Source organism: Neptunomonas japonica JAMM 1380 (assembly GCF_016592555.1).
Taxonomy (GTDB): Bacteria; Pseudomonadota; Gammaproteobacteria; order Pseudomonadales; family Balneatricaceae; genus Neptunomonas; species Neptunomonas japonica_A.
This window is the reverse complement of the sequence record NZ_AP014546.1, coordinates 1,284,614-1,309,672: the sequence shown is the minus strand read 5'-3', so window position 1 is coordinate 1,309,672 and position 25,059 is coordinate 1,284,614. Positions and strand designations below refer to the sequence as shown.

Sequence of the window (25,059 nt, the reverse complement as noted above, 5' to 3'; positions counted from 1 at the left end):
ATGATGACTAAAAAAGCGCTAGCTTTCACTTCTATTCTGTTACTCGCATATTTAATGAATAACACCACTGCTGCATCAGAAAGCAAAAGCATAAGAGCAATACAGAGTTTAAATACTGAGTATTCCAACACTGTACAACAGCAGCTAGCACATGCATTAAAGGAAAAAGACGAAAGTTACCAGCCACGTACAGAACACAAAACTCCAGATGGCACTCCAGTGTTTACTAACCGTCTATTGCTTGAGTCCTCTCCCTACCTTTTGCAGCATGCACACAACCCAGTTAACTGGTTTAGCTGGTCCGAAGAGGCATTATCAAAGGCCCGCATAGAAAACAAACCGGTCTTTCTTTCCATTGGCTACTCCACTTGCCACTGGTGCCACGTCATGGAAAAAGAGAGTTTTGAAAATCTAGAAATTGCAGCGTTTTTAAATAAACATTTTATAAGCATTAAAGTCGACCGAGAACAGCACCCTGATGTTGATAGCACTTATATGACAGCAGCGGCACTACTAAGCGGGCACACAGGCTGGCCATTAACCGGCTTTATTACCTCACAAGGCGCTCCCTTTTATGCAGCAAGCTATCTCCCCCCAGAACAGTTTTTAAGCTTTCTGCATCAAGTAAATGATGTGTGGAAAAATAACCCCAAGGCTGTTGAAGAAGAAAGCCGTTATGCACTTGCCCAGATACAAAGAATTAAAGCAGCTAAAAACACATCCACCACTATTCAAGGAAACAGCGTAGTAAGTGACGCAGCCGAGCAATGGTTAGCGCAATATGATGAGTTTTCGGGTGGCTTTAGTACTGCGCCTAAATTCCCCAACGAGCCGGTATTATTTCTTCTACTGGATCAAGCACTCAGACAGCAAGATGACACCATGTTAAACGCAGTATTACATTCACTTGATAGCATGCAGCAAGGCGGCATATACGACCAAGTAGGTGGAGGCTTTCACCGCTACGCGACCGATCCTGAATGGCGACTCCCTCATTTTGAAAAAATGCTCTATAGCCAGGCACAATTAGCCAGAGTTTATCTTTATGCATGGCAAATAACAGGTAACCCGCTTTACAAAAGAACAACAGAACAAACATTAAATTACGTCCTCAGAGAACTTCGCCACCCAAGCGGCCCTTTTTACTCCGCAACCGATGCAGATAGTGATGGAGGAGAAGGACGTTACTTTCTTTGGAATGCTGAACAGCTGCGTGAAGCTTTGCCCGATAAAGAGCAGTTCGATCTTGCCATTGAGCTCTTTGGCTTGAATGAAGGCAGCAACTTTGATGGGAGTAATATTCTTTATCTACCTCAATCACTTCCAGACTTTGCTATTAATCAGCAATTGAATGCTTTTATATTTTTTGATCAACTAGAGCACGTTCAAAAGCAGCTCCTTAAGCAACGACTAAAACGCACCGCACCTCACCTGGATGATAAAATCATTACTGCATGGAATGGCATGCTTATACGCTCATTGGCAGAGGCTGGGGATCTGCTAGAAAAACCCAAATACACTCAAGCGGCCAGCACAGCCGCCCATTGGTTGTGGGATCACCACATGAGCAAGGGAACACTACTTCGCAGCTCAAGAGAAGGAAGCTCTGGGCCAGAGGGCACACTAGAAGATTACGCACACCTTGCCCACGCTTACCTGACACTCTATAACATCAGTAATAACCCACTATGGTTACAGCGAAGCAAGCAGCTAACGAATGAATTGCTCAACAGGTTTTGGAGCGAAGAAGAAGCACAGCTTTACCTGTCAGCCAAAAGCTCTCTTTTACCTTTTCGAATTAAAAGCTCCCAAGATAATGCAACTATATCCGCAACCGCCATCACTTATGAGTTATTAACACAGCTCAGCAAAAGGGGCTCTCTACCTCTTTACCAAACGATATCTGAACAGGTATTTGCTTCTGAAGCGGCAGCTATCCAACAGAGCCCTATGCAGTACAGCTATCTATTAGCCATGCACAACCAAGCTACACAAGGAAACCTTAAGCATAGACAGTTTGCGGCTCAAGGCGCCTTAAAAGCAGAACTACTAAGCAGCAGCAAAGGACTACAGCTAATAGTAGAGCTAGCACCGGGGTGGCATATCAACGCCCATAGCATTGAGGATAAGCGATTAATTTCCACCTCGCTTAGTGCAGACTGGATAGCAAAAGCACACTACCCAGAAAGCTCGCCTTTAGCGGTAGCATTTATGCCGCTGCCGATCAGTGTATATAGCCGAAGATTACAATTTGATATTCAACCAGTAAGCGAGCCAGACAAGCTTAAAGCACCTTTGCATTTTCGTTTTCAAGCGTGCAGTAGTAGCCAATGCTTAGCACCAGAATCGCTTTACTTTTCACCTATGCATTAAGGCCCGTAAATAGAGAACGCCAAGCAATAAATCTAAAAAAAGAACAAAAAAAAGCCACCCAAAGAGTGGCCAAATAAACCTGAAAGATATTTCTAGATAATACTAATCAGCCTGGCGGCGTAAGAAAGCCGGAATATCCAGGAAGTCCATATCATCTGTACCTGTTTTCTTCATAGGCGCATGCATCATTTCGTTTTCTTGCTCTGATGCAGGAGCACCCGCACGCTGGCGATTACGCAACACTGTTGGTAACTCAAGCTGATTAAAATCAGCAGCAGAGGACACCACACGCGTTGTTGTGCCGCCATTAACTACCTTTAGCTCTTCAGTCTGTACCTGCCCTAAACCCGTTGCGACAACCGTCACTCGTAGCTCGTCAGTTAATTCCGCATCAATAACTGTCCCCACAACAATGGTTGCGTTATCAGACGCATATTCTTCAACAATATTACCCACTTCAGAAAACTCACCCAGACTCAAATCCAAGCCTGCTGTAATATTTACCAAAATACCACGAGCACCTTTAAGGTCTACGTCTTCTAGTAGTGGGCTGTTAATTGCCGCTTCAGTCGCAACGGTGGCACGATCGTCGCCTTTAGCAGCACCCGTACCCATCATTGCCATGCCCATTTCAGACATGACTGTACGTACATCTGCAAAATCGACGTTGATCATACCAGGACGGGTAATCAGATCAGCAATTCCCTGCACGGCACCGCGAAGTACATCATTGGCTGTGTTAAATGCATTGATCAGACTACAGTTGCGCCCTAATACTTGCATTAGTTTTTCATTTGGAATGATGATTAATGAATCAACATTCTCTTTTAATTGCTTAATACCTTCATCAGCGATTTTCATTCGCTTGCGGCCTTCAAACGGGAATGGCTTGGTTACGACAGCCACCGTTAGAATACCTAGGTCTTTTGCTACTTCAGCAACAATAGGTGCCGCACCGGTCCCAGTACCACCACCCATGCCCGCTGTGATAAAGACCATATCAGCACCAGAGATCATCTCAGCAATGCGTTCACGGTCCTCAATAGCCGCCTGACGCCCTACTTCCGGGTCTGCTCCTGCACCTAAACCTTTTGTTAGCTCACCACCAATTTGAATAACTGCACGTGACAGCATATTCTGTAAAGCTTGCGAGTCTGTATTTGCACAAATGAACTCAACACCTTCAACATCTGTGCTTACCATATGCTGGACAGCATTTCCGCCGCCGCCGCCTACGCCAATCACTTTAATGACAGCGTTTTCCGGTAGGCTATCAACCAGTTCAAACATGATCCAACTCCTTCAGGTTTGCGCTTCATGACAGCCAAAGAGCAGCTAGTCAGCGCTTTTTATATTCTTAAATTCGTTAATTATCTCTGCTTTCTCATTTTTATATAAAGAACAGCAGAGGCTAAAAATTCCCTTTCAACCAGTCTTTAGCCCGTATTAGTAAACTGGGGCCTTGTTTCACTGGTTGCATCATCTCTTGTGTATTATCTCGTTTTTCACCCGCTAGCCCCTCAGCCTTAGAAGGCATGCGTGCCGACGATGCGCTTCCTACCTGGCCGCCTTGGCTCGCGTAGTGCAACAGGCCAATGCCGGTCGCAAAAATAGGGTTTTGTAAAATATCATCCATACCACGTACACCGTGTGGCATTGCCAAGCGCACTGGCATATGGAAGATCTCTTCAGCAAGCTCAACAACGCCCTCCATCTTCGCCGTACCACCGGTCAAAACGATGCCTGCTGCTACAAGGTCTTCAAAACCACTGCGGCGCAGCTCTGCTTGCACAAGTGAGATCAGTTCGTCATAGCGCGGCTCAACCACTTCCGCCAGTGCTTGACGTGATAAGTCACGCGGAGGACGATCGCCGACACTCGGTACTTTAATGGTTTCATCTATGCTGGCGAGCTGTGCCAAGGCACAGGCATATTTCATCTTCAGCTGCTCGGCATGCTGAGTCGGTGTGCGCAGCGCCATGGCAATATCATTGGTGACTTGGTCACCTGCGATAGGAATAACACCGGTGTGGCGAATAGAGCCACCGGTGAAAATAGCAATATCCGTAGTGCCGCCGCCGATATCCACCATGCAAACACCGAGATCTTTTTCATCTTCGGTCAGTACGGCATAGCTAGACGCTAATTGTTCGAGTACAACGCCATCAACTTCTAAGCCACAACGACGAACACATTTTTCGATATTCTGGATGGCATTAATGGCACCGGTGACCAAATGTACTTTGGCTTCTAAGCGTACACCCGACATACCCAAGGGCTCTTTAATGCCCTCTTGGTTATCGATCAGGTATTCCTGCGGTAGAATATGCAGAATTTTCTGATCCGCCGGAATCGCTACAGCACTGGCTGCATCAATGACACGCTCCAGATCATGATCCATGACTTCGCGATCACGTACAGCAACAATCCCATGCGAGTTCAAGCTACTGATATGACTACCGGCAATACCGACGGTTACCGAGTGTATTTTACAACCGGCCATCAATTCTGCTTCTTCTACGGCACGCTGAATAGAACCCACCGTTGATTCGATATTAATCACAACACCGCGCTTTAGTCCCCGCGATGGGTGCGAGCCGATACCGACAACCTCAATATGGCCATCGGGCATTACCTCGGCTACCAAGCACACCACTTTAGAGGTGCCGATATCCAGTGCGACGATCATGTTGTGATCAGTATTCATTTAATTAACCATTAATTAATAAAATATCTAAAATTCTATCAATGTTTTGTACTGCTTATTAAAGCGCTTAATTCTAATAAGCAAATTATAAGCCAATAATCTTTTAAATCCAGTAACGACTGCTATTACTGGATAATAATTAATAATGTACAAAAAATCACCAATATATACCAATACTTATTCGGCAGTTATTTTCCTTTCTTTAGATATTTCTCTATTTTTCAACCAGATAGCCTTTAGTGCTATGCAAAATATTGCCGCTTCCCATATTATCTATCTTTAATAAAACTCTTACGTGGATATAAATAAAAATCAATATCTAATATTGAAAAAATAGTATAAATCAAAATTTAATATTGATATATAATAAATACATCAAAATTCAATTACGACATATCGATTAATTATCAATATCCAATATTGATTTTAAGCCAGCACAAAACTTATGTTATTTATATTTTAAATCACCCATAAAACCTACTTTTTACTCACCGTAGTACCTGAGTGATGACGCTCAAGAAAGCTTTTTAAAGGAATCATTTTGTGTTTTCGTAATTGCGATCTTAACTGATGATAAGTCAAATTCAATTTTTCAGCTGCTTGCTTTTGATTAAAACGCGTAGCTGTAAGCGCATCTAACAAGAGCTGCTGCTCAAGCGCTTCAACCTGATCTGACAGACCACCCTCATCAATATCTGCAACAGGAGGCGCTCCCACAACGAGAGGGCTTTCCTTCGCTTGCAGCCAGCTCGCTTTGAAAGGATCTAAAACTAACGTATTTATTGGTTCGTCAGCAGATTCTTGCCTGTAAACCGTTCGCTCAACAGCATTACGCAACTCCCTCACGTTGCCAGGCCAGTCATATTCCAACATCTGACTTTTGGCACTCTCGGTAAAGCCCGAAAAGTACTGTCGCTCAAGCTCAAAACACATACTTAGAGCAAAACTCTCAGCAAGAATCAAAACATCTTCCTGACGATACCTAAGAGGAGGAATATGAATAACATCAAACGCTAACCGATCTAATAAGTCCGCTCGAAACTCTTTCTTTTCAGACATTTTTTGCAAATCATCATTCGTTGCTGCAACCAGACGAACGTCTGCTTGCAAAGTATGTTGCCCACCCAGGCGCTCATACTCTCCGTACTCAACAATTCTCAACAGCTTTTCTTGTACCTGTGTTGAACATGTCGCCACCTCATCAAGAAAAAGAGTGCCGCCTTCTGCTCTTTCAAAGCGCCCTAAATGGCGTTTTGTAGCGCCGGTAAAAGCCCCTACTTCATGTCCAAAAAGATCAGAATCCAGCAAATTATCATTCATCGAAGCACAACTAATTTTAAGGAAGCTTTGATCCCAACGCTTCGATAGAAAGTGAACACGCTCTGCAACCAGCTCCTTACCTGTCCCCCTCTCCCCCAATACCAGCACCGGCTTATTGAGTGGTGCTATTCGGGAAATTTGGTCAGATAGGTCCAACATTAAAGGGGATTCACCTAACATTGTTTTTTTATTTGATAGTCTCATAGACTATATATTAGCTAAAAAAACTATTTTTTAGTTAAAAAAATCACTGTTAAACCATGCCGAATCAACACCACCCAATAAAACCAATTAAAATCAATTAGTTACTTAATTGGCACAAAAATCGCTATAACTACCAGTAAGTACGCACACTCATTAAACAACGAGTAAGCGCATAACGTACAACTCAGGAGAACCGTAATGGGTATTTTTTCTCGCTTTCAGGACATTATTAACGCCAACATCAATTCACTACTGGATCGCGCTGAAGACCCGGAAAAGATGATTCGCTTGATGATTCAAGAAATGGAAGAAACATTAATTGAAGTCCGCACGACATCTGCCAAAGTCATTGCTGACAAGAAAATGCTGGAGCGTAGAGCCATTGCTCTACAAAAAGATGCTGACGAGTGGGAAAGCAAAGCAGCACTAGCTCTCAACAAAAAACGCGAAGACCTTGCGCGTGCAGCACTAACTGAACAAGCGGCCGCTGCAGAAACACTGGAAATAGCACACCAAGAGCTTGATGCTATTGAAGAACACCTAAATGACTTAAATAGTGAAATATCTCAACTACAACACAAACTTGATGATGCTAAAGCTAAACAAAAATCGCTACTGGCCAGAGAGCAAACTACGCGCTCTCGATTGGAGATTAAACGCCGCTTTAGCCGTGACAAACTAAATGAAGCGTTTGATAAGTTTGAACGTTATGAGCGTAAGATGGATGATATGGAAGCTGAAGTAGAAAGCTATGACCTAGGCACTAAGGACCTTGCTAACGAGATTGAAGATCTCGAACGCAACGAAAAAGTTGACCAAGCAATGGCAAAGCTTAAAGCTCAGATGAACAAAAACAAATCTGGTGATTAATAATGTCTAGCTTCGTGTTCTTTTTCGTACCGACAGTTATCTTTCTGGGAATGGTGCTTCCTCTCTGGCTAGTATTGCACTATGTCAGCAGATGGCGCTCTTCCAAAGGGCTTTCGGCTGAAGATAAACAAACACTGGAAGCAGCCATGGGGGAAGTAGAGCGCCTTGAAAGCAGACTAGAAACCCTTGAAACCATTCTCGACGCAGAGCAGCCTGATTGGCAAACTCGTCATTCAGTAGATTAAGGAGGCTGTATGTTCACAGCTAAATACCGAGGTTATGACATCGACTTATACCGCAGCACCGATAAGCGCTGGATTGCAGGCGTGTGCGGCGGCATTGCAGAAAATATGCAGTGGTCAGCTACAGGGGTCAGAATATGCACTATTTTATTATTTATGTTCACCGGCGCTTTCGCGGTATTGGTTTATATAGCCGCTGTTTTCTTGCTATCAAGCAGGCCTTATGAAAGCAAGACACAAAAAGGAAACACATACGAAGGCAGCTTTACTTCACATGCCTACAGCGAGAAAAAGCCCAATTTAAAGCAGAAGATGTTTGACTACGGCGCATCAGCATCAAACCGCATTGAAGAAATACGCGCAAGAATGACCAAAGTAGACAAGCGAATACGTGCCATGGAAGAGCACGTTACTTCACGCAAGTTTCACTTTGATAGAGAAATGCGTCGCAACTCACCTTAATTAACAGCAATTGCCAATATGGAGAGTTGATAAACGCTTAACTCTCTATACTTTCAACACTTGACGGCGAGAATAGAGCAACCCTGCAAGACCGAAGCAAAATAACAATAGCGTTGACGGTTCTGGCACGCTGTTATTAGGCGGAGTATTGGGTGTAGAACTATACGATTTATCACTCCCCCCGCAACTACTTTGATCATCAGGAAGTAAATCAGTACCACTACAGAAAACCTGCGAACGAATACCTACCAAACCAAAGTCAGATAAACCTAGACCAAAGCTATTAGTCACCCAACTAAAGGTTTGCTGACCTTGATACCCCTGATCACCCAAACGAAATACCAATTCCCATTCACCATCCGGGGCAATTAATGATGGATTCAAACCGCTAAGAGTACAGCCGCCTCCACAATTATTCGAAGAGGTATCAGTAGCAAACAAGCTAACTCCCGAGCCGCCAGGAACAATTGTAGTCGTATCGACAAGCCCTACAGCTGCTGCGTTACCCACATCCTGATTACCAAAATCAACAAACAAGCCCAATGCTTCTGCATTCCAAGGATCAATTGTTAAATTATAGTTGAATTTGCCGGCAGTTGAATCATCTATAGTAAAGATGTAATTAGGAGAACCACCAGAGTTGGTAGTCCAAGTATCATACGTTAAAACATTTGCCTGAACTGGCATTGATGACAACAAAAAACCAGATGCCAACACGGTCATGTTCAAATATTTGTTCCATTTCATAATTTTACTCCCTCTCAAAGGAATTAAAACGGAAGACAAATAAACTCATGCACAGATCAAACCAAAAAAATTATCGCCATAGTATTCAAAGCATTGAAAATAAATAACTATCTAAAAAACTTAAGATGTAAAATTTACTGACAAGCAATTTATTAAGCTATAATTTCAAACAACCCAGACAAACACTTGCTTCAAACAAACACTTAAAACGAAAGTATAAAACACTCGTTAGCTTTCTTTTAAAACCAAAAAAACAACAACTAACGCGTGAATTCACCACACTGAAAGCTACTCATATTGACTTGCTTTAAAGCTCCTCATTCCCAAGTGAAGCGTCTGAAGTTTCTGTAAAACGTTTAGGAAGCACTTTTTTTGCCACTTACTCCCAAACTATTTAATGCTACGGCCTGCTGAATCAAGTTACCTCTGCCCGACGACAAACGGTTAAACGAAACATCATAAGCTTGCTGTGCGCGAGAAAGGTGCTTCCCAACATCCTCAAGAGACTCAACAAAACCAACGAATTTGTCGTATAAGTCAGCACCACGCTTAGCTATCTCTTGAGCATTTTGGCTTTGATGCTCGTATCTCCAAATATTTTGAATTGTACGTAACGTGACTAACAATGTAGTTGGGCTAACCAGCATAATGTTGCGTTCAAAAGCAAACCGAAAAAGCTCGGGGTCATGCTCTAGCGCCAACAAAAAAGCCCCTTCAATAGGCACAAACATCAACACAAAATCTAAGGAACGAACCCCTTCTAGCTTTTGATAGGCTTTATCACCTAAACCGCGCACATGATTTTGTAATGAAATAGCATGAGCTTTTCTATGGTGCAATCTATGTGCTTCGTTATCGCTTGAACAATACTTTTCGTAAGCGGTTAGCGATACCTTAGAGTCGATAATAACGTCTTTACCATCAGGCAAATGGACAATCACATCGGGCTGGTAACGATGCTGCTGATTTTTTAAAGAGACCTGTACTTCGTATTCATGGCCTTTACGCAACCCCGATTCTTCAAGCACGCGCTCAAGAACAATTTCTCCCCAGTTACCCTGCGTTTTACTCTCGCCTTTAAGCGCCTGGGTTAAGTTGATTGCATCTTGGCTCATTTGCACATTTAGCTGTTTCAGCTGGCTAATTTCTGTATGTAGGGCACGCCTATCTTTTGCTTCGCGATCATATACATCTTCGACCCGGCGCTTAAAGTCGCCAAGCTGGTCACGTAAAGGCGTGAGCAACATTCCCATCTCTTTACGACTAGACTCTGAAAAGCGCTGAGATTTTTCATCGAATATCTGATTTGCTAGGTTTTGAAACTCTTGCTTGAGTTGATCCCTGGCCTCGCTCAACAAAACAAGCTTCTCTTCAGCGGACTCTCTATCAGCATGCAATCTAGCCTCTAGTTCAGCTACTTGAGCTTGCCGAATAGCTAACTGTTCTCTTAAATCAGAACGATCAAACTCTAAATTATCAACCTTATCTTCAAGTTTAGACAGATAGGATAAGCGCTCTTGGTACTGAACCTCTTTTAGCTCCTGCTGATGCAAATGCTTTTCTAACTGCTCGCGCTGATAGTGCCACTTTGCTCGCATAAATTGCGATAAAAGTAACGCGATCACACCGACCAGCAATGCTGTTATTAGCGAGCTAGCCATATCCCAACCGGCTAATATTTGCACTAGGGTCATCAGTGCTTACCAGTAATAATAGAGAGTCGCTATAGAACCGATAACCAATGGCGTCATTAATATCAAATTTTTAACATCCCCTATCAAGCGCTGCATAACTAAAATATGAACCACGGGGAAAGAGATGAATAAACAGACCAGTGGAATCCACCACACTAGGTTAAGCATGCCAAATGCCATCGCGCCAATCATCGATAACGCCGCTAAATTACCTGCCATGATGATAGCAACCTGGGTATTACGCTCAGCGAGCTTTCCCGTTTTCTGTTCGTCTGGCAGTTTATTAATTGCACCCGCGCTCAATGCTGCAGACATTGAAACAAAACCAGTAATCAAAAAGGTAAAAATAGGATCCACGCGCCGTTACTCCACTTAAAGGGGTTGATAGGCGTGATTGTAGAGGAATTTAACGACTAACCCTACCCATCTCTGCGTTTAATCACTCTAACAACTTTGCAGATAGCGACTTCACGTTTAACATGGCTACCAACAGATAACCTCCAAGGCTTCTCATGATTAAAACAGCTATTGTTTTAACATCCTTACTCAGCTTTTCGTTAACCGCTTTTGCAGATCAATGGATAGTCGCTGAAGGTGGATACCAAATATGTAATTCTCAAAAAAATTATCGAAAACTACTTCATTACGCCCTATATGGTGTAGGCAAGAAACCCACTACGGGTTGCCAACTTGCTCCTACAGGAGCACAAGTAAGCATCAATCATTGTGTAGAAAGTGATATTATTCTCTGCAAATTTACTTTTATCCCCATTTCTGGCGTAGCTATAAGCGGCTGGGCCAGCAAAGCCTTATTAAGAGAGATTCCGCACTAATGGAATACCTGGTTAACGAAGCCGTTGAAGATTATGCTTTTCTCAATACAAGTGAAGAGCCACCGCTACTAACAGAACTAATTTCTGCCACCAATGAAACCATGGGTTGGCCACAAAAACTATCCGGCAGACTGGTTGGCCGCACACTTAAAATGCTCAGCGCCATCCACCAGCCTAAACGCGCCCTTGAAATTGGTATGTTTACGGGTTATTCCGCATTATCTATCGCCGAAGGGATGCCGGCTGATGGCAAGCTTATCTGCTGTGAGACTAACCCTCGTGCTATAGAGTTTGCAAAAACCTTTTTCGAGCGTAGCGAACATGGGAATAAAATCGATGTCATCTTTGGCAAAGCACTGGATACGCTAGAAACTATAGATGGACCACTGGACTTCACCTTCATTGATGCCGACAAACGCAGTTACTTAGACTACTACTTGAAAGTAAAAGAGCTTACGCGTCCAGGCGGTCTCATTATTTTAGATAACGTGTTGTGGTCAGGAAAAGTATTACAACCCGAATCAGAAATAGACGATACCTTAGTAGAAACCAACCGTTTAATTGCTGATGATCCTGATATGGAAAATGTTTTTCTTACCGTGCGAGATGGCCTGAATATCGTCAGGAAAATTCGCTAATGAGTGATCACCTAGACCTTCAAAATGCAACCACAGCTGATGAGCTACTCAGGCTCTATGTAAGTACTGATGACAATGATTTACTCATGCCCGCTTTGTGTAAAAAGCGTGATCAATTCTTAGATAATCTAGATGATGTCAGTAATGCAGCGGAAGTAACAGGTCTGATTCACTGGTTACTCAGAGAGAACCACATTAGCCCCCAAGGGGAAACCTTAGATGAAATAGCGGATCGCTTGGGGGATTTAGATATTGAAGCGAACACGGATAATTATTCGGAGCTTATTTTTATGATAAAAATAGCAGTTGCTCGCCTCGACGATATTATGCTGGATAACATCTAGCATGCTAGTTGGGTAATAAAATGAAACGCTGGCTTTTGCTTAGTTTGGTAGTGCTATTGGCACTACCTTCGCTGAGCTATGTTGCAATGCCCTTCATTGCTAAAAATGTAGTAGAGAGCTGGCTACTAGACCAAGGCTTTCAAAAACCGGTATTTAGCGTTGAATATCCCAGCCACCGAGAACTGCTCATTTCCCAAATCAGCGTTGAGAAACATGCTGACAATCGTGTTTCTACACTTACCGCAGGCCCCATCCGCATCACTTACGAGCCATGGGCTTTATTTCTTAGAGGTGAGCTGAGCCGTATAGAAATCCCTTCTGCTAGTCTTGATATTGCTATGACAGGTAAAAATTCTGCTGAAGAGCCAGAAGAAGACCTCTCTTCACTTGACCTCTCATTGTTATTGCCAGATTCATGGTTGGATTTTGCCCCTGCGGATGAGTTAGTCATAGGTCAATTGAGTGTAAAGTGGCACGGCCCTAATCAACCTCTTTATCAATTTACTGGAAATATATTTCTAACTCAGGAGCGACTACTCAGCCGCGTACTCAGCAGCATCAACGAAAAAGAGTTAACTCACTCTGACATTACGCTATTAAAAGACAACCGTTTTACAATAAATATCATTGATCGGGCAGCCCCCATCTTCAATCCTGTTTTCAGATTAACGGGACAATTGTTCAGCAATGACGACACCATTACTCTGCAAACATTACACTCCTTAGATTTAGAAAAAACCCTAAAACTAGCACGCCTACTAGCGCTTCCAGAAATAGAAAAAATACCGGCTATCAGCGGATCTTACTCAGGAAAAACTGACCTTTCATTTGCAAAGTACTATGAAGGCAATATTGAAGAGTGGCTGCTAAGCCTCACAACTACACAAGATAACCGGTTTAATATGTGGGCAAGCCACCCTTTAAGAGGTGTCAACGGCACGCTTAACACCACGGAAGATATCAGTTTAAAGAGCTTATATTTAAACCTTTCTTCAGCGATAGGGTATAGCTACCCTAACAAGCTAAAACTTAGCCTCGCACCCCAAAGTGAGTTATCGATTTTTCAGTTCAGGCGAAGTGAACTAGCAATCACAAAAGCCAACATTAAATTAAACAGCGCTTTCAATATTCAGGACAATGGAACAACAACGATAGAGCCTTTCAGCATTACTATTACACCCCACGCTATTAGCAATGCAGACATATATATAGCCAGCAAACCCATCAAGCTCGCACTTAAAGATATCGATGTTACCCAAAGGACAGCGTCAATAAACATCAAGGCAGGTTTAATTAATCTAAGGCAAGGCACGCAAAAACTACCCAGCTTGAGTGTTAGCGGAAATATATATGCCCACTTACATCATCTCAAGGTAGGCCTTAGTGTTCAAAGCAAAGACATTGCACTAAGCACTGCAATCAGCATGAGCGCTGATTTAGACAGAGAGTTAATTGACGCGCAATGGCGGACTAAAGAGATATCACTAGCAGGCAGCAAAGCCCAATGGCAGCCCTACCTACCTTTCATGCTGCCAGAAGCGTTAACCTTCACCAGTGGGAATTATACTCAGACCGGGCACTTTCAATGGTTTAGCGGGCGTTTAGACGGCACAATTAATCATATCGCAAATAATATAAGTCTTACCCATGAAAATATTGCTGTAGATGGAATATCCATAAACAGCAAAACCCACCTCAGAGATAAGCGCATAGATGAGCAAGGCTCACTGACCGTAGATAAAATTGATGCGGGGATACAGATAAGCAATCTAAAGTCAGAATTTCGGCTTAATAAGCTTGGAACAACGAATGCCATAGCAGACATTAGACACCTGTCAGGGTCGCTACTAGAGGGAACATTCCAACTGGCTCCTTTTTACAGCGTACTAAGCCCTCTAACAATAAACACAGACTTGTACCTACGCAGCCTCTCTCTTGACGCTTTATTACAGTTAGAGCAACAGCCTGGGCTAAGCGGTGAAGGCATTCTTGATGGTGACTTACCACTTCGCTATAGCATTGTGGGTTTGAGTGTTTCACAAGGCAAGTTACAGGCACGTGGACCAGGCATTATTCGTTACCAACCAAATGCGAGCATCCAAGCATTGCGCGATTCTTATTTAGGTTTAGGCATCGCTTTAGATGCACTTTCTAACTTTCACTATAATAAGTTGTCTATATTGGCAGATTACTCCCCGGACGGAGCACTCTTGTTAAAAACACAGTTAGGCGGCAACAATCCTGAATGGAACAATGGGCAACAGGTGAATTTTTCAGTAAATATTGAAGAGAACCTGCATAAGCTCATGAAAACCTTGCAATTCACTGACGAATTGACGAACAGGATAGAGAAACGTTACCGTACACCTTAGACGAATGTTGAAGGAACACCTTTATGCAACGCAATATTACGGTTCTATCAGGCGTACTGCTTAGCAGTATCCTGCTTATGGGCTGCTCACCCAAAGTACAGGTTGCTGTCCCCAATGAGCCTATAAATATTAATCTGAATGTTAAAATTGAGCACAAGATTCTTATTAAAGTTGATCGTGAGATTGATGATCTTCTCAGTGACCAAAGCGATTTATTCTAGGAGTAAAGACTAATGATACAGACAACCACTAAACTCCTAAGTGCTCTTTTATTGCTCGTTAGCGTTATCGCAACACCCGCTTGGGCAGTGACATTAGGCGAAGCAAAGGCACAAGGACTTGTTGGTGAAACACCTTCTGGCTACCTTGCCAGCGTGCATGCGACACCCAATAACAACACCCTTCACTTAATTAATGAGATCAACACTAAGCGAAAATCCGCCTATACTAAAAGCGCTAAGAAAGCCGGAGTTACACTCAAGGTAATGGAAATACGCATTGGACAGCGCCTGTATGATAGAGCTCTTCAAGGCAGTTATGTGCAAAAACCAAATGGGCAGTGGTTAAAAAAATAACAGTCTTAACTCTGGGACAACACACTAAAATAGGGCTGCATGTGAAGAAAACTGATAACACGCTATTTTCTTACCGAAGGTTAAATTTAGTAGGTTTTTTCATTACTGGTGCATCTCTAGCTTATGCATCAACAGTCCTAGAACAACATCTCAGTGCCATCAATTGCTCTTTATGTAGCATCGTTCGGCTGAGCTTATTGTGTATGAGCATAGTATTTCTCTTGGCGTTTGTGCATAACCCTTGGACATTTGGCCAACGCCTATATGGGTTGATTAATTGGCTATTCGCCATTTTAGGGTTAAGTGCTGCAGGGCGTTACGTATGGTTAGAATTACAGCACGCAGAAACAATCTGCAGTGCTGGTTTTAACAGAGATTTTGAAACCCTGAGCAGTACCCTGCCCTTTTTATCTGATCTACAAACACTATTGGCTAACAATAATGAATGCTTAGACAACACATGGCAGTATCTTGGGCTATCCCTACCCCAAATAACAATGGGGGTATTCATACTCCTATTTCTTATCACATGGCGATTGCTAACCCGACGCCCTGAACCTAAATTATTCTTTTAAAATGAAACCACAATACTTACAACTATTAATAGCACTAACGCTATCATCGACTTCTGCGGTTGCTGCGCCCTGGACGCATAACCTCTACTTTGAAAACGATCTCTTTGCCGATACCGACCAGAGTTACACCAACGGTATTCGCTTAGCGTGGGTCTCACCTGATATTGATACTTACCTCTATGACCCTGAACTCCCTTCTTGGCTACGAGAAGTAAACTATTGGTTCACACCACTTTACCCAGACCCAGAAAACAGCAAGGACAATATACACCGCAATCTGGTTTTCACGATTGGCCAGCAGATGTATACACCTGAAGATCCTGATAGAACCACTATCGACCCAAATGATCGCCCGTATGCAGGCTGGTTATATGCAGGCTTTGGCTATCATGCAAAGACACAGAACACGCTTAATTCTGTTGAAGTTAATTTAGGCGTTGTAGGCCCTGCAGCCTTTGCTCAGGAAGCCCAAGATTTAGTACACCGCACCCGGGGTATTGATCTATTTCAAGGATGGGACAACCAATTAAAAAACGAGCCTGGGTTTCAAGTAGTGTGGGAGCATAAACACCGCCTCTCTAAACGCCCTATTTATGGCCGCTTGAGCTACGACTTTATTACCCATTACGGTGGCAGCTTAGGTAATGTAGCCACTTATGCCAATACCGGTGCCGAGCTACGCTTTGGTTTTCGCCTACCAGATGACTTTGGTACATCAGCATTACGTCCTGGTGGCGATAACAGCGCTCCAGGCAATGAAGACCCTCGCCTACGAAAAGGCTGGGGACTACATGCATTCGCTTCTTTTGATGGACGACTAGTTTTGCAAAATATATTTCTTGATGGGAACTCTTATCAAGATAGCCATTCAGTTTCTAAAAAGCACATAGTGGCAGATGCGGCTATTGGTGTGGCTGGGGTATACAACAAGTGGAAAGTATCTTTCGCTCGCGTCTATCGTACTAAAGAGTTCGAAACGCAGCTGGATGCTCAAAGCTACGGTTCGCTGACCGTGTCCTATTCTTATTAAGAGTCGAGCGATAATGTTGACATAGCGAATATATTTTCAAGTATATTCGCTATGTCAGATACTTCACAGATAGCAGCAGAAGCATTCATTAATCTAATAAAAACTCATAACCTAACGCTTTAAAAGCGACCGGTTAATTTTAGCCAAACAGAACGCCCCGGCTCATTAACTTGTAATGGTATAGGGTCAAACACATCATCACGACTTTCATGATTGCGGTATGTTTTATCAAATAGGTTATCGACACCAGCCGCCATCGATATAGCAGGTGATAAACGATAATCCATAAACAAATCAACCACACCATACCCTGGTGTTTTCGTAACATCTAAGCCTCCACAGTCTGAAGCGGCTAAACACACATTATTCTGCGCAGCGACAAACCGACCAACCACACCCGCTTCCCAAGTAGTCGCAGAATATAATGCTTGTAATTGTGCAGATAACGGTGAAATTCGAGACAATGGCTGGTTACTATCTACGTTATTCCCCACGGTATAGCTCAGGCTACTCTTCAGTAACCATTGATGATTAATGGGGTATTGGTATTCCAGGTCAGCCCCATAAATCTCAGCATCAACATTTTGATACCTATCTTTACCACTCGCTTTATAACGTAGAATATAATCATTCACTCTATTGTAATACGCTGAAATTGACCATGGAGTTTCGCCTACATTACTAAAAACCCATTCAAGCTGATGATGTTTCTCAGGCGCTATCCAAGGGTTACCTATCCAGTTATTTTTTGCCATATAACGTTCTGTTGCATCCGCTGTGCGTACGCTTCGCGAAGCCGTCATAGCTAGCTGGTAGTCAGATCCAAGCTTATGCTGCCACGTAGCAAACCCCGCAATATTATGCTCATTCTGTTGATGAGGTACTGTGCCATATAGGCCCGCTGCGGTCTGCGTCATCATAAACAGCGTATTTACATTATCAGCATTGGCAGTAATGTAATCATAACGTAGCCCCAATTTAATTTGATCTAGTGACGAAAGCCTACGGTTTACTTCCCCAAAAAGACCCACTTGCTCAATTATCACATCAGGCCATAATTGCCCCATTGGCTGGTTAGCTGGATAATTGTAGACCACTCCATTGCGGGAATTTTTTTGATAATCCACACCAAACGTCGCTTGATGAGCGCCAAACCAAGCGTCTAACGTTATGCGCCCACCCGTGGTATCTGAAGTACTAGGTGCATACATACCCATCGATCTATTCCGCAGCGAGTAGCTATCCATTAAATGATCAACATTACTTTGAAATAGTTCAGCTTTTAGGCTTTGAATTGCAGAATGGCTGAACTGATGCTCAAGTTTCATCCGGTAAATATCAGCATTAGATTCGGGCGAATCCATATTAGCACCGGCATATAGAACATCACGCTCCTCATTACGATCATAACTCATTGTTAAATCGGTATTATCACTCAGCTGAGCTCCTAGAATGAGGGAACCAGAACGAGACTCATATGCTGAACGTACCGTATCACCATTGCCATCTTCGTAGCTGTCTACATCAGCAACTTCACCGATAAAACGTATGTAACCATTATCATTTCCGCCAGCTATATCCGCAGAAATAGAACCACCCTCACCATTACTTCGCACGACACCCGAGTAACTTGCATGATACCCCTGCTCGTTTAGAGCCGGTTTATTACGCTTCAGAATTACAGTACCTCCACTTCCTCCACTTCCATAGAGTACCGTTTGACTCCCCTTGATAAGAGAAATCGAATCATAACTATCGCCAGAAGCATAAGTGGTTGGAGGATCCATTCGATTTGGGCAGCCTCCATGAAGGTAAGCGCCATCTAACAAAATATTCAGCTGTGTTTCGCGTTGCCCACGAATAATAAGATCAGTGCCTCTCCCTCCCATACGCACTCCCGACACGCCATTAACTGAACTTAGTAGTTCTGCCATATCAGAAGCTGGCTTTACGGTAAGAGTGTCAGGAAAAAAGTGTTCAACCGAAACGTCTTCTAGCGCGCCTCTAGTAACCTTAATTTCTAACGGTTTATCATCCGCTACAGAACTAACAGATACTAATGACACAAAAATACAAAGAACTTTTCTCGCACTCTTCACACTACACCCCCATCGCATTAGAAAATGCAACTTTAGCACCAACTAATATTACAAAAAATGTGGCATAACGACGCAGACTATAGGAGAAGATAACGCTAAACTCAGTTAATTTTTTTATCTAAGCAACGAGGAAAGCAACAGTGAAAAGGAATACATTTGCATGCTATATCATGCTGTTGTTTTTATTACTGACGACGTCTTCAGCCTTCTCACAAGAGCGCATACTCAATTACGATACGCGCATTCTAGTAACAGAAGATGGCGAGCTACTCGTCACAGAAACAATCACTGTGACAGCAGAGCATGCAGCGATCAGGCGAGGAATCTATCGTGACTTTCCCACGACGTATACTATACCTGCCACCACGCCTAACGCCCTCGTCGCTCCTGAGAAACACCATGTTGGTTTTGAAGTTGTTAGCGTTACGCGTGATGGAGAAAACGAGCCATATCACACCCAAAAGCAACAAAATGGCATCCGCATATATATTGGCGATAAAGATAAATATGTATCTAAGGGCCAGCATACGTATGAAATTTTTTACCGTACCAATCGACAAATACAGTTTTTAGCGCAGCAAGATGAGCTGTACTTTAACGCAATAGGCCATGGGTTTACATTTCCTATTGATAAAGCAAGCGCAACCATATCACTCCCCTCGAGCGCTGTTATTAAAGACTATACCGTCTTTACCGGAAAAATGGGCAGCACTTCAAGTTATGCTAATGCCGTACAAAAACTTCCATTTGAAGTTTCATTCAATAGCAGCCAAGTGCTCAACCTTCGCGAAGGGATGAGTATTGTTGTCGCCTGGAATAAAGGCATCATAAACCCGCCATCAGCATCACAACAAAGTAGCTGGTTCATCCAAGATTTTCGTATGACTATTTTTTCAGGGGTGAGCACCCTCATTATTTTAGGTTACTTACTGTTGGCTTGGTTTGCAGTAGGTCGGGACCCTAAGAGCGGTACCATTATCCCTCTATTCTCTCCTCCAAAAGGATTATCTCCAGCAGCCTGCCAATTCATAAAAGATCGACGTGTTAAACCCTCAGCTTTTACTGCTGCATTAATTAACCTCGCCGTAAAAGGCTACATAACCATTCAACCCACTTCGAATAACAGTAGTTACATAATCACTAGAACGGGGAGTACGACAGAGCTGTTTCCTAGTGAACAAGCATTAGCTACAGAGCTATTTAAAAATAACCGCCAACAACGAAGTATTGGTGGCAAATATTCACAAACCGTCTCTAACACGCAATTAAAACTTAAAAAGACTCTAATTCGAGAGTATGCCAAGCAAAACTTTTCTAACAACCGGTTCTGGTTTTTTGCAGGAGCGGCGCTTGCCATTGCTCTAGGCATTTTTATGGCCATTCAAGACCAACGTGTAGAACTAATATTCCTATCGGTATTTGCTGGTATCTTCGGTAGTGTATTTATCACTGCCGTTCGCCGCTCTATCCGTGCGGTTAACTCGTCATCACCTGCCAGAAACATTTTCAAACTCATACCTGCACTTTTGCCAGCGGTTTTCATTTTTACCGCGGGAGGACCTTTCATCTCAATGTTTGGGGAGTTCTCATTCGATATAGAGAGCATTGCCCTCCCCACATATTGCTTAATATCAGGCCTTTCCCTTGTGTTATTTTACTGGCTGCTGGAGGCTCCCACCATAGCAGGCAGAGTAACTTTGGATAGTATTGAAGGCTTTAAAAGCTATCTAGCTATAGCGGAAAAAGACTTGCTTAACGCTCAACACCCGCCCGAAAAAACGCCTGAGCTGTTTGAGCAATACTTACCTTATGCCATTGCACTTGGGGTGGAAAATGAATGGGGTGAAAAATTTACTGAAATACTGATGGCTAAAACTATCAACAGTCACAGCTCATTACACTGGTACAAAGGCCACAACTATGGCCATATTTCTTCATTATCATCAAGCCTAGCCACTGGGCTAGATAGCGCCATTGCATCGTCTTCTACACCCCCGTCTTCCTCAGGCAGCGGTTTTAGTGGCGGCTCATCGGGGGGCGGCGGTGGTGGGGGTGGTGGGGGTGGCTGGTAAAAATACGGGAAGCATTCAGTTGTAGTAAGCTAAACTTCAAACTTTAATATCAACCTTTAACATGCCTAGTTACGCTTAGTGATGGAGATAAATCTTGTGTTAACACTCTCAATTATTCTTGGGCTTATTGTTGCTCTCGTTCTTTACGTTATCAGCTTGTACAACGGGTTAGTTGATAAACGCGCAAGAACAGAAGAAGCATGGAGCGGTATAGAGGTGCAGCTAAAGCGCCGTCATAACCTAATACCTAACCTTATCGAAACTGTTAAAGGCTACGCTTCGCACGAACAGGCAACCTTAGAAACAGTCATCAGTGCACGTAACACAGCAATGCAAGCAGGACAAACAACGACAAACTCTACTGCACAAGCCGAAACAATGCTATCTGGTGCTCTGCGACAACTGTTCGCATTAGCAGAAGATTATCCTGACTTAAAAGCTAATAGTAATTTTTTAGATCTGCAAGGACAGCTAAAAGAACTGGAGGACCAAATCCAAATGGCACGGCGCTTTTACAATGGCTCAGTACGAGAGCTTAATATCATGGTCGATAGCTTCCCATCCAATTTAGTGGCAACGCGCTTTAGCTTTACTAAATTTGAGTTTTTTGAATTGGATGAAGCCGAAGCTAGCGAAGTTAAAAAAGTACCAAGTGTGAAATTTTGATAAACATAAGCCTTTAAATAGCGAATATTTTTAGGAGACGCTGCAATGAAAGCAAGTCGTATTATTGGCCACCGAGGTTTAGCATCCTTAGCCCCAGAAAATACATTGGTATCTATTAAAGCGGCGGCTCAACATAATATAGATTGGGTTGAAGTTGATGCGAGTATTTTAGGCGATGCTACCGTTGTTCTCTGTCATGACGACACATTGGAGCGTTGCAGTAACAGCCAAGGCTCTTTACTCAACATCACTTCTGAGCATTTACCGAGCATAGATGCTGGTAGATGGTTTTCTGAGGAGTTCAGCGGTGAACAAATTCCCACACTCACCAAAGCACTGAAATTAATCTCTAGTCTAAACATGGGTCTTAATCTTGAACTAAAACCACAGGAAGGAATTTCACCACAAAAAATAACAGCCCTTATCCACCCCACTATCAAAAAACATTGGAGCAGCAGCAAGCCATTGTTGATCAGCAGTTTTGACCATGACATTTTACGCTATTACCGGCAACTTGATTTAGAGCAACCTCTAGGCCTGCTTTACGAAGAAATAGACAGTGACTGGCACAATACAATGCAAGAGCTCAATGCCGTTAGCTTACATTGTGATTGGGAATGCTTAACACCACGACTTGCACACGCCATTACAGCGGCCGGTTACCAATTGATCGTCTACACATGCAATGATTCTAGTGCCGCTAAAGAACTGTGGGGCATGGGTGTAAACAGCATTATATCGGACACACCTCACCTGCTTTAGCGTTCCATTTAACAGACACATCATTGTACATACGCTAAAAAACCTTCTAGCTTTTCTTCTTTTTCTTTTAATAAAAAAACTATTTTTTATCTCTGTTTTATCGCCTATTTTCTAGACTTACGTCTTGATTTCAATCTTATTAATTTACAAATATAAACTTTACAGTATCGCCAAAAGTCTCATAAACACTGGGATAGAAGTGTTAAAACATAATCAAGTGATACAATAATTTATGTTTTTATGTAATTTTATGTATCATTTAAAAAAATTTCGAGGTACATTTATTCTATCGCTGTTATATGTAACGGATAAGCCTTCCTCAAAGGTGAGTTTTTTATACGATAAACGGCAAGACCAATAGCACGATTGGGTAGATGCTGACTGCTATGAAGACAATAAAAAATTCGTAGTCTGACAAACGAACCAGAACATCGGAGAGCAGAAAAATGACGCCAGAAGAACAAAATTTCATGCGTAAGATCAACGCTGAAGAGAAAATCGAACCCAAGGACTGGATGCCGGATGCATACCGCAAAAATGTAACCCGTCAGATGTCTCAGCATGCACACTCTGAAGTAATCGGTATGCAACCTGAAGGAAACTGGATTACCCGTGCACCTTCTTTGCGTCGTAAAGTCGTTCTGCTATCCAAAGTGCAAGATGAAGCAGGCCACGGACTGTACCTTTACAGTGCTTGCGAAACGCTCGGTATCTCTCGTGCCGAAATGATCGAAGCATTACAAAAAGGCACTGCTAAATACGCATCTATTTTTAACTACCCTACCCTTACCTGGGGTGATGTGGGTGCTATTGGTTGGCTGGTTGATGGCGCGGCTATTGTGAATCAAGTATCTCTACAACGCACCTCATACGGCCCCTATTCACGCGGCATGATTCGCATCTGTAAAGAAGAAAGCTTCCATCAGCGTCAAGGCTATGAAGCATTGCTAGTTCTCGCTCAAGGATCGCCGGAACAGAAGCAGATGGCACAGGATTCTCTGAACCGCTTCTATTGGCCAGCACTAATGATGTTTGGCCCACACGACTCAGAATCCGCACACTCTGCAAAATCAATGGAGTGGAAGATCAAACGTGAAACCAATGACGACTTACGCCAGAAATTTATCGATCAGACAGTTCCACAGATCGAATTTTTAGGACTAGAGCACCCAGATCCTGCGATCAAGTGGAATGAAGAGCGTGGTCATTATGATCATGGCGACATTGACTGGGAAGAGTTCTACAGCGTAATCAACGGAAATGGCCACTGTAACCGCCAGCGTATTGAGCACCATGTTGCCGCTCATGAAGAAGGCGCTTGGGTACGTGATGCTATTACTGCATATAACGACAAAAAAATGCCAACAAAACAAAAAACGTGGCGTAAGGGGTATCTGATATGACAACTGAAAAACTAGAACTGTTTGAAGTGTTCATCCGCTCAAAACGTGGTCTTGATCATAAACATGTAGGCAGCTTACACGCAGAAGATCACGCTCAGGCGCTAGAATACGCTCGCGATTGTTACACCCGTCGCAGCGAAGGCGTTAGCATTTGGGTAATGAAATCAAACGATATCTGCGCTTCTCAAGAAGATGATGCTGAGAGTTTTTACGACCCTTCAGACGACAAACCATACCGTCACGCGACTTATTATGTATTGCCTGATCCAGTTAACAACATGTAATTCAGTGAGGACTATTTAAGATGAGCGATGCAATTAAAGCAGCCACACTGGAATACGCGACTCGCTTAGGCGACGATGCTGTTGTATTGGGACACCGCATATCTGAATGGGTAAGCTATGGCCCATTTTTAGAAGAAGATATCGCCTATGCCAACGTATCATTAGATTACGTAGGTCGTGCACGTATGTTCTACACCTATGCAGCAGAACTTGCTGATGATGGCCGTACCGAAGACGATTTTGCTTATATGCGTAGTGATCGAGACTATCGCAACCTGCTATTACTAGAAATGCCACGCGGTGACTTTGCCTATTCGCAAGTTCGCCAGCTGCTTGCTGATGTTTACTACAGCCTAGTACTACCTAAGCTTGCACAATCAAAAGATGAAAGACTCGCCGCCGTCGCTGCAAAATCAGTCAAAGAAACAAAGTACCACGTGCGCCGCAGTCGTGACTGGGTCCACCGTCTTGGAGATGGTACCGAAGAAAGCCACAAGCGTACCCAAAAAGCAGTTGACCAACTATGGGGCTATACCCATGAGATGTTCGACATGGATGAAACTGAGCAGTTATTGGCTGACAACGGTATCGGTGTTGATGTCTCTAAGCTGCGTGATCAATGGCACAAAGAAGTCAGTGCTATTCTCACAGAAGCAACCATAACAGTTCCTGAAGATAGCTGGGCTGTACGTGGCGGGCGCACCGGTTATCACACAGAAAACTTGGGCCACATGCTGACCCAAATGCAAATCGTGCACCGCTCCCACCCCGGTTGCCAGTGGTAATT

General features: G+C 43.2%; 25 protein-coding genes. 18 read left to right on the top strand and 7 right to left on the bottom strand.

The annotated features are described in order from the left end of the window. Positions 1-2,373: a thioredoxin domain-containing protein gene (locus NEJAP_RS05945; RefSeq protein ID WP_201349750.1), complete on the top strand. Its 2,373-nt coding sequence runs from the start codon at positions 1-3 to the stop codon at positions 2,371-2,373. A 102-nt stretch (positions 2,374-2,475) separates the two neighbouring features. Here NEJAP_RS05945 and ftsZ read toward each other — a convergent pair whose 3' ends face one another. From ftsZ to pspF, 3 genes are all read right to left on the bottom strand, one after another. After that, positions 2,476-3,663, bottom strand: a complete 1,188-nt coding sequence (gene ftsZ, locus NEJAP_RS05940) for a cell division protein FtsZ (protein ID WP_201349749.1) — start codon at positions 3,661-3,663, stop codon at positions 2,476-2,478. A gap of 121 nt (positions 3,664-3,784) precedes the next feature. Then, on the bottom strand, positions 3,785-5,080 hold the full coding sequence (ftsA, locus tag NEJAP_RS05935) for a cell division protein FtsA (protein WP_201349748.1): 1,296 nt from the start codon (positions 5,078-5,080) through the stop codon (positions 3,785-3,787). 477 nt (positions 5,081-5,557) lie between these two features. Next, positions 5,558-6,580 carry a phage shock protein operon transcriptional activator gene (pspF, locus tag NEJAP_RS05930; protein WP_419197844.1) on the bottom strand — a complete coding sequence of 341 codons (1,023 nt, stop codon included), beginning with the start codon at positions 6,578-6,580 and terminating at the stop codon, positions 5,558-5,560. 222 nt (positions 6,581-6,802) lie between these two features. On the opposite strand from pspF, the gene pspA reads away from it, so the two are divergent. The 3 genes from pspA to NEJAP_RS05915 are packed head-to-tail and all read left to right on the top strand — an operon-like array spanning position 6,803 to position 8,178. Beyond that, complete coding sequence (gene pspA / locus NEJAP_RS05925; RefSeq protein WP_201349746.1) at positions 6,803-7,474, top strand: phage shock protein PspA; 672 nt, start codon at positions 6,803-6,805, stop codon at positions 7,472-7,474. 2 nt (positions 7,475-7,476) lie between these two features. Further along, positions 7,477-7,719 (top strand): envelope stress response membrane protein PspB, encoded by a 243-nt coding sequence (pspB, locus tag NEJAP_RS05920; protein WP_028469995.1) that lies wholly within the window; start codon positions 7,477-7,479, stop codon positions 7,717-7,719. Between the two features lie 9 nt (positions 7,720-7,728). Further along, a complete protein-coding gene (locus tag NEJAP_RS05915; RefSeq protein WP_201349745.1) occupies positions 7,729-8,178 on the top strand; it encodes a PspC domain-containing protein in 450 nt (149 codons plus the stop codon). Positions 8,179-8,223: 45 nt separating this feature from the next. Here the strand turns inward: NEJAP_RS05915 and NEJAP_RS05910 are convergent, their stop codons facing one another. From NEJAP_RS05910 to NEJAP_RS05900, 3 genes are all read right to left on the bottom strand, one after another. After that, complete coding sequence (locus tag NEJAP_RS05910; protein ID WP_201349744.1) at positions 8,224-8,925, bottom strand: PEP-CTERM sorting domain-containing protein; 702 nt, start codon at positions 8,923-8,925, stop codon at positions 8,224-8,226. Positions 8,926-9,281: 356 nt separating this feature from the next. Then, the gene (rmuC, locus tag NEJAP_RS05905) at positions 9,282-10,619 is read right to left on the bottom strand and encodes a DNA recombination protein RmuC (RefSeq protein WP_201349743.1); all 1,338 of its coding nucleotides are present in this window, start codon (positions 10,617-10,619) and stop codon (positions 9,282-9,284) included. Positions 10,620-10,625: 6 nt separating this feature from the next. After that, positions 10,626-10,976 (bottom strand): hypothetical protein, encoded by a 351-nt coding sequence (locus NEJAP_RS05900; protein ID WP_201349742.1) that lies wholly within the window; start codon positions 10,974-10,976, stop codon positions 10,626-10,628. Between the two features lie 155 nt (positions 10,977-11,131). Here NEJAP_RS05900 and NEJAP_RS05895 point away from each other — a divergent pair, with 155 nt between their 5' ends. From NEJAP_RS05895 to NEJAP_RS05860, 8 genes are read left to right on the top strand one after another with little or no spacing between them, the layout of a single operon-like run. Then, positions 11,132-11,452, top strand: a complete 321-nt coding sequence (locus tag NEJAP_RS05895) for a hypothetical protein (protein WP_201349741.1) — start codon at positions 11,132-11,134, stop codon at positions 11,450-11,452. Beyond that, positions 11,452-12,090 (top strand): O-methyltransferase, encoded by a 639-nt coding sequence (locus tag NEJAP_RS05890; RefSeq protein ID WP_201349740.1) that lies wholly within the window; start codon positions 11,452-11,454, stop codon positions 12,088-12,090. The genes NEJAP_RS05895 and NEJAP_RS05890 overlap by 1 nt, the downstream gene beginning before the upstream one ends. Next, positions 12,090-12,434 carry a hypothetical protein gene (locus tag NEJAP_RS05885; protein WP_201349739.1) on the top strand — a complete coding sequence of 115 codons (345 nt, stop codon included), beginning with the start codon at positions 12,090-12,092 and terminating at the stop codon, positions 12,432-12,434. Before NEJAP_RS05890 ends, NEJAP_RS05885 begins: the two co-directional genes overlap by 1 nt. A gap of 20 nt (positions 12,435-12,454) precedes the next feature. Next, on the top strand, positions 12,455-14,806 hold the full coding sequence (locus NEJAP_RS05880; protein WP_201349738.1) for a YdbH domain-containing protein: 2,352 nt from the start codon (positions 12,455-12,457) through the stop codon (positions 14,804-14,806). A gap of 23 nt (positions 14,807-14,829) precedes the next feature. Continuing rightward, on the top strand, positions 14,830-15,027 hold the full coding sequence (locus NEJAP_RS05875) for a YnbE family lipoprotein (RefSeq protein ID WP_201349737.1): 198 nt from the start codon (positions 14,830-14,832) through the stop codon (positions 15,025-15,027). 12 nt (positions 15,028-15,039) lie between these two features. Then, positions 15,040-15,381 carry a YdbL family protein gene (locus NEJAP_RS05870; protein ID WP_201349736.1) on the top strand — a complete coding sequence of 114 codons (342 nt, stop codon included), beginning with the start codon at positions 15,040-15,042 and terminating at the stop codon, positions 15,379-15,381. Further along, on the top strand, positions 15,366-15,956 hold the full coding sequence (locus NEJAP_RS05865; protein ID WP_329610938.1) for a disulfide bond formation protein B: 591 nt from the start codon (positions 15,366-15,368) through the stop codon (positions 15,954-15,956). The genes NEJAP_RS05870 and NEJAP_RS05865 overlap by 16 nt, the downstream gene beginning before the upstream one ends. A 1-nt stretch (position 15,957) precedes the next feature. Beyond that, positions 15,958-16,986, top strand: coding sequence for a lipid A deacylase LpxR family protein (locus NEJAP_RS05860; protein ID WP_201349734.1), 1,029 nt, complete (start codon positions 15,958-15,960; stop codon positions 16,984-16,986). Positions 16,987-17,105: 119 nt separating this feature from the next. Here the strand turns inward: NEJAP_RS05860 and NEJAP_RS05855 are convergent, their stop codons facing one another. Beyond that, on the bottom strand, positions 17,106-19,085 hold the full coding sequence (locus NEJAP_RS05855; RefSeq protein ID WP_201349733.1) for a TonB-dependent copper receptor: 1,980 nt from the start codon (positions 19,083-19,085) through the stop codon (positions 17,106-17,108). 140 nt (positions 19,086-19,225) lie between these two features. On the opposite strand from NEJAP_RS05855, the gene NEJAP_RS05850 reads away from it, so the two are divergent. The 6 genes from NEJAP_RS05850 (at position 19,226) to paaC (ending at position 25,057) form a co-directional block, all read left to right on the top strand. Then, complete coding sequence (locus NEJAP_RS05850; RefSeq protein WP_201349732.1) at positions 19,226-21,157, top strand: DUF2207 domain-containing protein; 1,932 nt, start codon at positions 19,226-19,228, stop codon at positions 21,155-21,157. Between the two features lie 96 nt (positions 21,158-21,253). After that, on the top strand, positions 21,254-21,823 hold the full coding sequence (locus tag NEJAP_RS05845; RefSeq protein ID WP_236591078.1) for a LemA family protein: 570 nt from the start codon (positions 21,254-21,256) through the stop codon (positions 21,821-21,823). A gap of 45 nt (positions 21,824-21,868) precedes the next feature. Next, positions 21,869-22,585, top strand: coding sequence for a glycerophosphoryl diester phosphodiesterase (locus NEJAP_RS05840; RefSeq protein ID WP_201349731.1), 717 nt, complete (start codon positions 21,869-21,871; stop codon positions 22,583-22,585). Positions 22,586-23,031: 446 nt separating this feature from the next. Then, positions 23,032-23,988, top strand: a complete 957-nt coding sequence (paaA, locus tag NEJAP_RS05835; protein WP_201349730.1) for a 1,2-phenylacetyl-CoA epoxidase subunit PaaA — start codon at positions 23,032-23,034, stop codon at positions 23,986-23,988. Beyond that, positions 23,985-24,272: a 1,2-phenylacetyl-CoA epoxidase subunit PaaB gene (paaB, locus tag NEJAP_RS05830; protein WP_028469980.1), complete on the top strand. Its 288-nt coding sequence runs from the start codon at positions 23,985-23,987 to the stop codon at positions 24,270-24,272. Before paaA ends, paaB begins: the two co-directional genes overlap by 4 nt. 20 nt (positions 24,273-24,292) lie before the next feature. Then, positions 24,293-25,057 carry a 1,2-phenylacetyl-CoA epoxidase subunit PaaC gene (gene paaC / locus NEJAP_RS05825; RefSeq protein WP_201349729.1) on the top strand — a complete coding sequence of 255 codons (765 nt, stop codon included), beginning with the start codon at positions 24,293-24,295 and terminating at the stop codon, positions 25,055-25,057. Positions 25,058-25,059: the final 2 nt, after the last annotated feature.